The sequence below is a fragment of the Lewinella sp. 4G2 genome, assembly GCF_001625015.1.
Taxonomy (GTDB): domain Bacteria; phylum Bacteroidota; class Bacteroidia; order Chitinophagales; family Saprospiraceae; genus Neolewinella.
The window spans coordinates 3779679-3791971 of record NZ_LVWJ02000014.1 but is presented as its reverse complement, the minus strand read 5'-3'; the positions used below and the strand labels follow the sequence as shown (position 1 = coordinate 3791971).

Here is a 12293-nt window from a genome sequence, read left to right as displayed (position 1 = left end):
TAGCGTGGGGCGTTCCAAATGTCAACGCAAAGATGCACCAATTCGCGCCCTTCACCTATTATTTGGGATGAGCCCGTCCGTAGGGCTACACTTGTTCGTCGCGGATCGCGGCGGCTACGTTGCGGTCCAACGCTTCGTGTGCGAGAGGGGTAGTGTAGTCATTCAGTTCTTGCAGCCGGCCATTGATTGCGTCCTTATCGTCGCCTTTCACCGCCGCTTCGAGCCGGTCGTTGTAACCGGTGATCGCCGCTACTTGCTCTTCGGTGAGCCAACTCTCGTTTTGCTTGAGGAATTTTCTGGCGCTGAGTAGGACGTTCGTCGCTTCGTTGCGTGCTTCGACCAGCGCGCGTTGGGCCACGTCCGTTTCCGCGTTGGTGATGCTGTCAATCAGCATCTCCGCCATTTCCTCTTCGGTGATGCCGTACTGGCTTTTGATCGTCACGGTCTGGCTCTGGCCGCTCCGGTGTTCCATGGCCTTCACCCGTAGAATACCGTCCGCATCCAGGTAGAATTGAATCTCGATTTGGGGGATGCCGGCGGCCATCGGAGGGATATCGCTCAGTACGAATTCTCCTAATTTTCGGTTGTCCGCCACGAGGTCACGTTCACCTTGGTAAACGGCAACTTTGAGGTTCTTTTGTCCGTCCACCGAGGTAGTGTACTTGCGGCCCACTCGGGTAGGGACTTTGCTGTTGCGGGCGATAATTGGGTCCATCAGTCCACCCACGGTCTCGATGCCAAGGGAGAGTGGGGTGATGTCCAGCAACAACACGTCCTTCTGGTTACCCGCCAGCACGTCCGCCTGGATGGCTGCGCCAAGAGCTACTACTTGGTCTGGGTCGAGCGTATTATTTACTGCCTTGCCAAAGAATTCCGTTACGGCCCTTTGCACGGCTGGTACGCGCGTCGATCCGCCAACCATGATCACGTGATCAATGTCCGCTTTTTCCAGCTCCGCGTCCTTGAGGGCGCTGCCGCAGGATGCCAGGGTACGGGCGATGAGGGGCTCAAACAAAGAATCGACGGTAATGCGATCGATGGTGAGGGAAGTTCCGTGGAAATCCTCCGAATAACTGTTCTGGGTGCTCAACGCCTTTTTCGCCCGTTCAGCCAGCAAACGAATGGACCCACGCAAGCCGGGGGATGCCAAGTTCAGGGAATAGGTCTCCGTCAAGTAGTCGACGATAGCTTGGTCAAAATCGTCGCCGCCCAGGAAGGTATCGCCATTGGTGGCCATTACTTCAAAGATGCCCTGTTCAATCCGGAGGATGGAGACATCAAAGGTGCCACCGCCTAAGTCGTACACGGCGATGGTTTGTCCTTCGTCCTCATCCTTGAGTCCAATCCCGTAGGCCAGGCTGCTGGCAGTAGGTTCGTTGACGATCCGTAGCACGTCCAGCCCGGCCAACTTGCCGGCATCCCGGGTAGCCTGACGTTGGGAATCGTTGAAGTAAGCCGGTACGGTAATGACGGCCCGGCTGACGGGGGTGCCCAACTCCTGCTCAATGCGTGCTTTCAACGTCTTGAGGATCTGGGCGCTGAGTTCGACGGGGCTGTAGTACCGATCGTCCTTACCGTCTGCCGTCGGGACGGCGATCTTGACCAGCCGGTCCTCGTTCTCATCGATTATCCGGTAACCGAAGCGATCCTCAAACGTGGAGAGGTCGCCGTAGCTTTTCCCCAGTAGTCGTTTGACGGAATAGATCGTCCGCTCCGGGTGGGTCGTCAGAAATGGTCGGGCTTCGTCACCTACCAAAACACTACCGTCTTCCGCAAAATGGATTAGAGAAGGGACGAGTACGTTTTTGTTATCGGGCCCCGCTACTGCCTGGGCAATGCCATCTTTGACGATGGCGACCAAGCTGTTGGTGGTGCCCAGGTCAATCCCGACGATGGTTTCGCCGATAGTGGAAGAGGCTTCTGATTCTTTCACTTTACCTACCTGCAGATCGATGCTGTACTTGGCCATGTAACTTGTTTAGGGGTCAGGCGGTGAAACAAGTTAGGGGTACGAGAGTTGACCAGCAGGTCTTCTATCTCTTACCAAAAAGAAAGAAGCTGGATCGCTGAATCTGCACACCGCAGCGTGTTTTCTATTTGTCCAGTTGTTGGTGGTAGGTAGAGCGGGCCGCTAGTCTATCGGCCTGATCAGCATTACCCGTAACGGCGATACTCAGTGCATCGTAGTCGACGGGTTCAGGTGTATTCGCCACGATCCGGTCGATGATGAGATCAAAATAAAGCGTCTCAATGTCTTGCACGGTCTTTACCTCTTCTCTGAAACCGATTCGATCTCCCGTACCTGGGCTGAAGAGAAAGCACTTAAATAGGACTTGCCGGATTTTTTTGCTGTCGGTCAGGGTAGCGTAGGGTAACTCTTTTACCAGAAGCCGGTGACATTCTTCGTCCAGTTCTGAGAAGTTGCGGAATCCTTGCTTGTTGGCCAGGAGGTTAGCGTATACCTCCAGGCCAACCCAAAGTGTATTGGGTGCTGGAAGGCGCAGGCCCTGCTCGGCGGCCAGTCGGGAGTAGGCTGCAATGGTTTTTCGTTGTGCCTTTTCCTCGGGTAAAAGTTGAGCGTTGGCTAGCTGACGGAATTTTGCCTTGAGTTTGTACTCCGGCTCATCCCGATCGTAGTGGTGGCGGTGGCTTAATACGTTCGGATGGTCATCGAGAAAAGCACTGAAGCTAGCGTAACCATATAACTTTTCGTCAAAGTCTGGGTCGACGGCCACCATGGCAGGTTTGATGTGTACGCGCTGGATCCACTCTTTGCCGGACCGGTTCGCCAAGTTGAACATGGCTTTGGCCAAGGTGTCAATGGATTGCTGTTCGGTCGCCGATTTGACTTTGGCCTGCATACCGGATACCGCATCATCGTACCAGAAAAATTCTTCGCACAGCGGTTCGCAATCAGTGCAGGGTTGATTAGGTGCTCCTATCCCGATCACCCGTAGCCCGGCGTCGTTCGCTCGCTGTACGAGAGGGATAAGATCATCCGTAATCCCAACTACAATAAGGTTAGACAAACCCTTTACGAAAGGTTCCCGGTCAAATAGAGAGGCACTGTACCGGGCAAGCCGCTTCATGCCCTTCTCGTGGCTAAAGGTTTGTACGGGGCGGATAGGTGTGCTCAGCAATTCTTCACGGTAAGCGTGGAAGTACTGCCAGTCCGCCAGAACATCGTGCCAATTAGTTTCGTAGGTGTGCTCTAGAGAGCGGTACAGCTTCTCTACCTTAACAACATCAGGCTGCTTGATCCCTGGGTATTTGCGATACCATTCGGACCCAAATTCCACCTCCATCACGGCATCGTGGAGCGTCTCAAAATCCCAGATAGCTAAGGTGTTGCCGTTCATGTTTGCTAAAAATGCAGCTCAAATTCGATGTGCAAGTTACAACAAACTAGTTATGAAAACACGGAAAACCATTGTTCTGAAACATAACAAAGCACTCACGGAAAGATTCCACTGAGTGCTTTGTATTGTTATAAAATCATGCGAGCTCCCAGGGTCGGGGCAAACCGCATTTTATAAGGGCAGAACGTCAGTTTAGGCAACGGATCGCTCGCGCATGGCCTCCTCGTACATTTTCTGTAATTTTTTTCTGGCGAAGAAAATTCTCGACTTGATCGTGCCGAGTGGGGAGCCTAATTGCTCAGCGATTTCATCGTACTTGTAACCTTGAAACGCCATCAGAAATGGAATTCGGAAGTCATCCGGTAAACGATCCACCAACTCCTGTAGCTCATTGAACGTTACGTCGTTTTCGCCATCGTTTAAGACAGTCTTATTACCACTATTGATGTAGTAGTTATTTGGCGTTTGATCGATAATCAAATTGCGACGGACCCGCTTGCGGTAGTTATTGATAAAGATGTTCCGCATAATCGTTACCGCCCAGGCTTTAAAATTGGTGCCGGGGTTATACTTCTCTGCGTTAGTCATAATACGCAGCGCCGTATCCTGATAGAGATCTTCGGCGTCGCTCATGTTGCCCGTTAGCTTCAAACTAAAGGCACGCAGGCTATTGGTAATGGTACTGAGCAACTCCTGGATTTCCCGTTGTTGCTTTTTGGTGGCTTTGATGACTTTCTTCTTCACTTGTTAATATTTTTTACAAAAGTAAGGGCGAACACCTAAAATGGCAATAGCTCCTCACTTTATGCACAAAGAATTATGCAATAACTATTCCATTCTAGCTGGCATGAAGCGGAAACGTAAAAAAAATTGACAAATTTCAACCTTGGCCTTCCTCGCGGTGTAAATGATATCACAACAGCTCGGGAACCATGACTACCACTGCTACCACATCAACTGAACCCATCAGGCTGCCAAACTTTCTAGCCTCGAATCTGCGGATCCTGCGTAAAGCAGCAGGCTGGTCACAATCTGAACTTGCTCAGCGGCTCAATCTAAATCGGGGCAACATCGCCAGCTACGAGAGTGGTCTGGCGGAACCCAGCATTTGCAAGACGCTAAGGATCAGTAAGTTATTCGCCGTAGATCCCCGCGATATCATCAGGAGAGATTTCTCGGACCAAGAAGAACTGACGCTGGCCAAGATTGCGTTCGCCCAGCGGAAGGAAGAAAAGCGGGACCGCATCGCCTCCCACCAGCAACGCGCCGATGAATTAGCTGGCCTCATCAAATCGTCTAGGATGCTTTTTGACTACAAGAGTGAAAAGATCACCTCCCCCTGTGCGGACGCCGAAATTTTGGCTGCGCACTACCAGCAATTGTCCGAATTAACCAATCAGCTCCTGGATAACCACGCTGCACTCCTCTCTGAACTTGGGTGCCAGTGTGACTGAGGTCTGACGTTTTGGCCGGACATCTTGGTTGAGATCCACAGCAGCAACTAGATCCATTCTTTCCCTTTAACTTGCACCTGCGGCAGCGCCCCCTTATCTGTCCTAGCTTGAGTGGAGCACAAGAATAAGGCCGATGCCATCTCTGCCTGGCTTAGAACTGATCGAACAGCCAACCGAAGAGGGACACGGTGAGCCAAATCATGAGAATGAAGATGGCAATGATCGTGATGATGACACCGATGACGACGGGCCACACACTGCCTTCGTGCCGGCCTTCATCGTAGTATTCCCGCATGAGGACGGCGTTGCGATAGTTGGCCTTATACACCAAGTCGAAAATATTCCCGAGGATGGGGATCGACCCCACGGTTGCGTCGAGGGCAACGTTGACGAGCATCCGCGCCACCAGTTTGGAACTCGCCCCGTGCTTGGCCATTGTGGCCACTAATATGCCGGACATACCGAGGGAGACGATGTCACCAGCACCGGGAACGAGGCCGAGAATGAAATCCAGGCCAAATCGCTGTTCAGTTCCTGGAATGCGGAACTTGGTATCCAATAATTGGCTGAACCCATCCACCCATTTTAATTCTGGGACGTCGCGTTGGGCATCCGTCAGGATTTGCCGGCTCGGGTCAATTGGCTTGTAGGTCGTTTCTGGCGTCATGCCGCTTCAACGTGTCAATTGCGCGCCGGGTTTGCTGCTGGGTGCTTTCGCCTTTCGTGTATCTTTGGCCTAATCCACTTACACATTCTTTGAGCACCCGGGACAGATTCAATAGTTACTTTAAGTCAGCCTTTACCGTTGATAACGTGATTTTCGGCTTCGACGAGGGAGAGTTGAAGATCTTGCTCATAAAGCGCAAGGAAGCACCCGAGGAAGATAAATGGGCCCTGCCGGGCTACTTCGTTGAAAAGGAAGAAGCCCTGGATGCCGCCGCCCAGCGCGTACTCAGGCAAATGACTGGCCTCGAAGACGTATACCTGGAACAACTCGCCACCTTCGGCCAACCCGGCCGCCACGCGCTGGGGCGGGTAATTACCGTAGCCTATTACTCTCTCGTTAAAATTGACGACTTCGAGCCTAAAGCAGCGGGTCTAGCTCGGGAGGTGACCTGGCACACCGTCCACAACCTGGGCGACTTAGCTTTCGACCACGCGGAAATCGTTGCCGTAGCGCTGAAGCAACTACGGGAAAGCATCCGGCTTCGCCCCGTGGGGTTCGAGCTTCTTCCACCGGCCTTTACGCTCACCGAGTTGCAGCACCTTTACGAGGCGATTTGGGAAACGGAACTCGAGAAGCGGAATTTCCGCAAGAAGATCCTGGCTATGAACTTATTACGCGATCTTGGTCAAGTCCAGCAAAACGTAGCCCACCGCCCGGCTAAATTGTATGAGTTCGACGAAAGTCGTTACCGCGCCCTTGAAAAGTCTGGGTTCAACTTTGAAGTCAAAGAGAACCGGCGTTGATGCCTAACCTGTTGCATTGAAAAATCCCAGGCGCCAGGGCTTGTAGCGCGTAGGAATCAGCGTTACGTGAGGCCCCCGCAGGCCGGGCTCAAAAAAGAGTAGTCCAAAGTGGTAGGTATCCACCGAGGCCGTCACTTCGGGGAGTTTCTTCAATTCCGCCCAGGCGCTCTCCATACCCTCCGACCAGTGGATGTCGGCAATTACGAATACACTTTTGTCCGTCCGCGCCCGCAACAACTGGCGGACGTAATCAAGGGTAGCAGCGTACCGGTGGTCCCCATCAATGAATACCAGATCGTAAGGTGTAGCGGCGGTGGGCGGATTTTGCCGTAGCCAGTTACCGAATAACGCGCAGTGTGCCGCTGGCTGCACCCCGGCTCGCTGGAAAGTCTCCTGCGCCAAATTGGCTACCTCCGGGTTGCCTTCGACGGTAACTACCCTCGCCTGCGAATCAGGCTTGGCCAGGTACAGCGTACTAATACCAGCGTTCGTACCAAACTCCAGAATTCGTTCTGCCCTCAGCCACAATGCCAACCTAAATAGAAAGCGGCCGGATGATTCTCCAATTGCATTGGTCGCCACCAGCGACCGGGCCGACCGCTTCGTACGCCCCCTGGCAATGGTTTTACTAGGTGCTCCCTGGCTGAGAAGCTGGATGCTGCGCCTATCGTGGCGCCAAGACTGCCGAACCCGACTGATCTCCGTAAACGCGTGGTAGTACCGATCATCTCGGTAAACCTCATTGATGAAGGATACAATTTGGGGAGAATGCACGTCGTAGCGCGTGACGGCTGACCAGTACCAGCGGCAGCTGGAGACAATCCGAAAGAGCCAGTAAGAGACGGACGCGCGCATGGCCGGCAAAGGTAGCCCGTGCCCTGCGATCATTGACGTAATTCTTTGGTTTGAGGTAGGTAGACAACTTATTTTAAAACGGACTGACAATCCGGCACACCGCCGGTGGTGGTCTCACATTTGCAAACTTCTAAAAGCTAAATTTTATACCAAATGGGAAAGAAGAATACCAACAACGAGCCAATTGTAGATGAGGATCTCCTTAAAGATGCCGGCCTCGACCTCGACGGCCAGCAAGTAGCCGACCAGATTGAGGAGGAGATTGAGGATTTTCAAGAACCCGCAGCCTCCGCGAGTAACGATAACGTGATTGCCGGCCTCAACCAGCAGATTGCCGAGAAGGATGATCGCCACCTCCGCCTGTACGCCGAGTTTGAAAACTACAAGCGGCGCAGCCAGCGGGAGAAATTGGACCTGATGGAAACTGCCGGCCGCAAAACCATGCTGGCCCTGCTTCCCGTACTCGATGATTTTGACCGTGCTGTAAAGCAGGCAGAAAGTGACGAGGACACTAAAAAAGTGTGGGACAGCGGCGTTGGTCTGATTCACAAGAAATTGCTGAATTCACTATCCGGCCAGGGGCTGAAGCCAATGGAATCCAACGGCGAAGACTTCAATGCAGATCTGCACGAAGCCATCACCGAAATTCCTAGCCCGGAGATGTCCGGCAAGGTGGTCGATACCGTGGAACGCGGCTACACCCTCAACGGCAAAATTATTCGCCACGCCAAAGTGGTCGTCGGAAAATAAAGCTGGACGCTTTCACTGTTTACGCATCCCAATACTATAGGGGGCGATGATAAGACCTGCCTCCAATTTACGAGGCTAAAAATGACAAATGGCTAAGAGAGATTATTACGAAGTACTGGGCGTGGGTAAGAACGCCGACGCTAAAGAACTGAAGAAGGCCTACCGTAAACTGGCCATGAAATACCACCCCGACCGTAACCCGGACGATAAGGTGGCCGAAGATAAATTCAAGGAAGCCGCGGAAGCTTACGACGTCCTCGGCGACGAAGACAAAAAGAGCCGCTACGACCGCTTCGGCCACGCGGGCGTTGACCAGCAACAAGGCGGTTTCGGCGGCGGTGGGATGACGATGGACGACATCATGTCCCAGTTCGGCAATATGTTTGGCGGTGGTGCTGCTGGGGGCGACTTTTTTGGTGGCGGCGGCGCTCGTCGCCAGGCCCGTGGTGAGCGTGGGTCGAACCTCCGGATCAAAGTTTCCCTGACACTCGAGGAGATCGCCACTGGCGTGACCAAGCGGATCAAGGTGAAGCGTCAAAAGCAGTGTGACGTCTGTGACGGTTCGGGCGCCAAGGACTCTAGTAGCGTATCCAGCTGTACGACCTGTAATGGCGCCGGTGTCGTCCGTCAGGTACGGTCCACCTTCCTGGGCCAAATGGCCACGACGACTACTTGCCCCACCTGTTCGGGCACGGGTACGGTCATCAAAGCCAACTGTACCAACTGTAAAGGAGAGGGCCGCACTTACGATGAGGACACCATCGAAGTCAATATCCCCGCCGGCGTGGAAGAAGACATGCAGCTCAGCATGCGCGGTAAGGGTAACGCCGGGCGCCGCGGTGGCCCCGCCGGAGACCTACTCATTAATATCAAAGAGAAGCCACACGAATTCCTGCAGCGGGATGGCCAGAAATTGATCTACGACCTCTACCTCAATTTTGCTGATGCCGCGCTGGGCACCTCCGTTGAAGTACCCACCATCACCGGAAAGGTTAAGATCAAGGTACCGGCCGGCACGCAATCCGGAAAGATCTTCCGCCTCCGCGATAAAGGTCTGCCAGCCCTTCAGGGGTACGGCAAAGGGGATCAATTGATTCACGTCAATCTATGGACGCCCAAGAAGCTGAACAAGGATGAAACGGAACTGCTGGAGCGCATGCGCGATATGGACAACTTCAAACCGCAGCAGCAGAAAGGCGATAAAGGCTTCTTCGAGAGAATGAAGGAGTACTTCAACTAAACCACTAAGCGTTGAGGAGGGCAAGCACAGTGTGTTTGCCCTTTTTCCTTTTGATCCAAATGGTCCCACGATCCATGAAAACAGTCCTGCAATTTGCTAGCGCCGCGCTCTTACTCTTCTGCCTATCCGCTTGCGGCCCAATTGTTATGTACGAATACCAACAAGCCACCAATGGCAACGGCTGGAGCTACGCGGATACCCTCAATTTCGGGTTCAGTATTGATGACCCACACCAACCCTACGACCTGGAAATCATCGTCGACCACACCGAGCAGTACGCGTACGAGAACCTATACCTGAATATCTACACCACGCCACCCACGGGCATCCGCACGAAAGAACGCATCAGTATCGACCTTGCCGGAGACTTTGGTGCGTGGAACGGTGACTGCTCGGGCGGCGAATGTGAGTACTCCATTCCGATCCTGCTCGACACGCGCTTTCCGAACGTCGGTACTTACCAGATCACGCTGGAACAAAACAGCCGGGACGAACCCCTGCCAGCCATTACCGGGCTGGGTTTACGGCTGGTGGAATCACCGGAGCAGTAACCAATCTTATAACAAAGGTTTCCTAACTCTCTTGACTACCTGAGGTCTACATTAGCTCACCTTCGCGTTCCAACCCACCACTGGTTCATCGCGGCGCTTAATCACGGGTACGTCCTTCATGACCATTTGCAAGGTTAGCGGAAGACGGCCTTCCAGGAGCATCACTTTGCCCTGGCGCATACTATCCCGCACCTGCGGTGTGTAGTGGCGGATGGTAATGAGTTCCAGGTCACGATCAACGGTGGTCTTGAAATCTTTTTCCACCAGCGCCTGAAATCGCTCGATCCGGTCGTCAATGTCGTTCACCACAATGTTGAAACTGATGGCTGTGTTCTGCATCATATTCACCTGCAGACGGGTCGCCGTAATGTGGTCAAACAACTGGCTAATGTGGTGTTCGGCGACGAAGGAAAAGTCCCTGGTACTTATGTTAACCAACGCTTGGTCCTTCTCCACGGCTACCATCGGTGGGTAGCTATCGCCGGCCTCACCACTGATGATGGTGCCCACGGCCTCCGGATCGATGAAGCTCCGGACGTGTAGGGGAATACTTTTATTCTGGAGCGGCTTGATCGTCTTGGGGTGGATCACCTTTGCGCCGTAGTAAGTCATCTCAATCGCCTCCTTATAACTGAGGCGGTCAATTTTGCTGACGTTGTCGAATAAGCGAGGATCGGCCGTTAGCACGCCGGGGACGTCCTTCCAGATGTACATGCCCGCCGCATCGAGGCAGTAACTAAAGATGGCGGCTGAGTAATCGGATCCCTCCCGGCCCAGCGTGGTTGTGTAATTTTCACTGGTGGACCCGATGAAACCCTGGGTAAGTGCAAAGCCACCATTTTCCAGCAGGGGCGCCACTTGCTTCGTAATGCGGGCCTGCGTTTCCGGCCACTGTACCCAACCTTCGCGGTAGGTATTATCCGTCATGATGCAGTCGCGCGCATCTACCCAAGTCGTGGGCAGATCCTGACTGTTCAGGAAGGCACTAACGATGTGGCTGGATAGAAGCTCACCCAAACTGACGATCTGGTCGTAATCGTAGTCGTAGGATTCATTTGGTTCGTCCTCAAACATCCATTCGATGCTCACCAGCAGGTCATTGATGTTGGCGGCGAGTTCACCCGGAATGCCATCCGGAAACAGTTCCGCTACCGAACGCATGGTGGTGCCGTGGATCTCACTCAGCTTCTCCCGGGCCGTATCCAAATCGCGTTTGTAATAGGCGCGCGCTACCTCCTCCAACGCATTGGTCGACTTACCCATCGCCGAAACAACGATCATGATGGGAGTATCCTTAAACAGCGCCAGAATATTGGCGACGTTACGAATGGCGGCGGCATCACGAAGGGAAGCACCACCAAATTTGAAGACTTTCAACGGGGTAGGAGACATAAGCGCAAATTGGTGCGCGAAGATAAAGCCACCACACAAAAAAGGTTCTCAAGACGTGAGACAAACGATCCTGGTAAGGATCACCATGATAGCCCGGGATCAGACTCGACCGTAGGTCGGGTCAGATCCCGGGAATATGGTCAAAAATATGATCACCCAATCCCCAAAATCCTCCGATTCGTCTCCGCATCCGTTCCCGCATCCGCAAAGTCATCAAAAGCCCGTTCCGTCACTTCAATAATATGTTCAGCAATGAAGGGCGCACCCTCCGCCGCTCCCTGGGCGCTCGATTTGATCGCGCACTCCCATTCCAACACCGCCCAGCCGTCGTAATCGTACTGGCTAAGTTTGGAGAAGATGGCCTTGAAGTCCACCTGCCCGTCACCAAGGCTGCGGAAGCGTCCCGCACGATCCGCCCAACCGGAGTAGCCGGAATAGACGCCCTGGCGGCCGGTAGGATTAAACTCGGCATCCTTCACGTGGAAAGCACAGATTCGCTCGTGGTAGATGTCGATAAATTCGAGGTAGTCCAAGGCCTGTAGCACGAAGTGGCTCGGGTCGTAGTTGATTTGCGCGCGCTGGTGGCCGCCGCAGGCTTCCACGAAGCGCTCGAAGCTGGTGCCGTCCATCACGTCCTCACCGGGGTGGAGTTCGTAACCGACGTCGACGCCACACTCATCGAATACGTCGAGGATGGGCGTCCAGCGCTTGCCGAGTTCGGCGAAGGCGTCCTCTACTAATCCGGCGGGGCGCTGGGGCCAGGGGTAGACGTAAGGCCACAGCAAGGCACCACTGAAGGAGGGGTGAGCGCTGATGCCCAAGTTGCGGCTCGCCTTGGCGTTCCACTTCATTTGCTGGGTCGCCCATTCCTGGGTCGCTTTGGCATTACCGGCCACCTCCTTTGGGGCGAAGCCTTCGTACATCTTCTGGTAGGCGGGGTGGACGGCCACGAGTTGGCCCTGCAGGTGGCTGGCGAGTTCGGTGATCGTCAGTCCGTACTCACCGATTTTACCCTTCAGCTCGTCGCAGTAAGTCTTGGATTCGGCGGCCTTTTCGAGGTCGATCAGGCGTGCGTCCCAGGTAGGAATTTGAATGCCTTTGTAACCGAGGTCGGCCATGTATTTGCAGATGCCATCGAGGCTGTTGAAGGGCGCTTCGTCCCCCATGAATTGGGCGAGAAAAATGGCTGGTCCTTGGATTGTTTTCATGATCGTTTGGGTTT

At 53.8% G+C, this 12293-nt stretch carries 12 protein-coding genes; 5 read left to right on the top strand and 7 right to left on the bottom strand.

Annotated features, from left to right (window positions below):
* Positions 1-85 precede the first annotated feature (85 nt).
* From hscA to A3850_RS15525, 3 genes are all read right to left on the bottom strand, one after another.
* Positions 86-1969 carry a Fe-S protein assembly chaperone HscA gene (gene hscA, locus A3850_RS15535; RefSeq protein WP_068218488.1) on the bottom strand — a complete coding sequence of 628 codons (1884 nt, stop codon included), beginning with the start codon at positions 1967-1969 and terminating at the stop codon, positions 86-88.
* Between the two features lie 124 nt (positions 1970-2093).
* Positions 2094-3359, bottom strand: coding sequence for a hypothetical protein (locus A3850_RS15530; RefSeq protein WP_068218484.1), 1266 nt, complete (start codon positions 3357-3359; stop codon positions 2094-2096).
* A gap of 192 nt (positions 3360-3551) precedes the next feature.
* A complete protein-coding gene (locus A3850_RS15525; RefSeq protein WP_369916969.1) occupies positions 3552-4103 on the bottom strand; it encodes an RNA polymerase sigma factor in 552 nt (183 codons plus the stop codon).
* Positions 4104-4291: 188 nt separating this feature from the next.
* On the opposite strand from A3850_RS15525, the gene A3850_RS15520 reads away from it, so the two are divergent.
* Positions 4292-4813: a helix-turn-helix domain-containing protein gene (locus tag A3850_RS15520; protein ID WP_068218481.1), complete on the top strand. Its 522-nt coding sequence runs from the start codon at positions 4292-4294 to the stop codon at positions 4811-4813.
* Between the two features lie 151 nt (positions 4814-4964).
* Here A3850_RS15520 and A3850_RS15515 read toward each other — a convergent pair whose 3' ends face one another.
* Positions 4965-5480, bottom strand: a complete 516-nt coding sequence (locus A3850_RS15515; protein ID WP_068218478.1) for a DUF4112 domain-containing protein — start codon at positions 5478-5480, stop codon at positions 4965-4967.
* 146 nt (positions 5481-5626) lie between these two features.
* Here A3850_RS15515 and A3850_RS15510 point away from each other — a divergent pair, with 146 nt between their 5' ends.
* On the top strand, positions 5627-6283 hold the full coding sequence (locus A3850_RS15510; protein ID WP_231915336.1) for an NUDIX domain-containing protein: 657 nt from the start codon (positions 5627-5629) through the stop codon (positions 6281-6283).
* A gap of 3 nt (positions 6284-6286) precedes the next feature.
* Here the strand turns inward: A3850_RS15510 and A3850_RS15505 are convergent, their stop codons facing one another.
* Positions 6287-7138 (bottom strand): O-methyltransferase, encoded by an 852-nt coding sequence (locus tag A3850_RS15505; RefSeq protein WP_068218472.1) that lies wholly within the window; start codon positions 7136-7138, stop codon positions 6287-6289.
* A 153-nt stretch (positions 7139-7291) separates the two neighbouring features.
* On the opposite strand from A3850_RS15505, the gene A3850_RS15500 reads away from it, so the two are divergent.
* The 3 genes from A3850_RS15500 (at position 7292) to A3850_RS15490 (ending at position 9679) form a co-directional block, all read left to right on the top strand.
* Entirely contained in the window at positions 7292-7888 is a 597-nt protein-coding gene (locus A3850_RS15500) for a nucleotide exchange factor GrpE (RefSeq protein WP_068218469.1), read from the top strand.
* Between the two features lie 88 nt (positions 7889-7976).
* On the top strand, positions 7977-9128 hold the full coding sequence (dnaJ, locus tag A3850_RS15495; protein ID WP_068218465.1) for a molecular chaperone DnaJ: 1152 nt from the start codon (positions 7977-7979) through the stop codon (positions 9126-9128).
* Between the two features lie 74 nt (positions 9129-9202).
* Positions 9203-9679: a gliding motility lipoprotein GldH gene (locus A3850_RS15490; protein WP_076639962.1), complete on the top strand. Its 477-nt coding sequence runs from the start codon at positions 9203-9205 to the stop codon at positions 9677-9679.
* 51 nt (positions 9680-9730) lie between these two features.
* Here the strand turns inward: A3850_RS15490 and A3850_RS15485 are convergent, their stop codons facing one another.
* On the bottom strand, positions 9731-11071 hold the full coding sequence (locus A3850_RS15485) for an aspartate kinase (RefSeq protein WP_082921857.1): 1341 nt from the start codon (positions 11069-11071) through the stop codon (positions 9731-9733).
* A gap of 152 nt (positions 11072-11223) precedes the next feature.
* Positions 11224-12279, bottom strand: coding sequence for a sugar phosphate isomerase/epimerase (locus tag A3850_RS15480; RefSeq protein ID WP_068219871.1), 1056 nt, complete (start codon positions 12277-12279; stop codon positions 11224-11226).
* Positions 12280-12293 lie beyond the last annotated feature (14 nt).

What these genes read in the sequence shown, in the direction of transcription:
- A3850_RS15505 (WP_068218472.1), bottom strand. Translation starts at nt 7,138, where the DNA reads ATGCGCGCGTCCGTCTCTTACTGGCTCTTTCGGATTGTCTCCAGCTGC.
- A3850_RS15500 (WP_068218469.1), top strand. Translation starts at nt 7,292, where the DNA reads ATGGGAAAGAAGAATACCAACAACGAGCCAATTGTAGATGAGGATCTC.
- dnaJ (WP_068218465.1), top strand. Translation starts at nt 7,977, where the DNA reads ATGGCTAAGAGAGATTATTACGAAGTACTGGGCGTGGGTAAGAACGCC.
- A3850_RS15480 (WP_068219871.1), bottom strand. Translation starts at nt 12,279, where the DNA reads ATGAAAACAATCCAAGGACCAGCCATTTTTCTCGCCCAATTCATGGGG.
- hscA (WP_068218488.1), bottom strand. Translation starts at nt 1,969, where the DNA reads ATGGCCAAGTACAGCATCGATCTGCAGGTAGGTAAAGTGAAAGAATCA.
- A3850_RS15530 (WP_068218484.1), bottom strand. Translation starts at nt 3,359, where the DNA reads ATGAACGGCAACACCTTAGCTATCTGGGATTTTGAGACGCTCCACGAT.
- A3850_RS15490 (WP_076639962.1), top strand. Translation starts at nt 9,203, where the DNA reads ATGAAAACAGTCCTGCAATTTGCTAGCGCCGCGCTCTTACTCTTCTGC.
- A3850_RS15485 (WP_082921857.1), bottom strand. Translation starts at nt 11,071, where the DNA reads ATGTCTCCTACCCCGTTGAAAGTCTTCAAATTTGGTGGTGCTTCCCTT.
- A3850_RS15520 (WP_068218481.1), top strand. Translation starts at nt 4,292, where the DNA reads ATGACTACCACTGCTACCACATCAACTGAACCCATCAGGCTGCCAAAC.
- A3850_RS15515 (WP_068218478.1), bottom strand. Translation starts at nt 5,480, where the DNA reads ATGACGCCAGAAACGACCTACAAGCCAATTGACCCGAGCCGGCAAATC.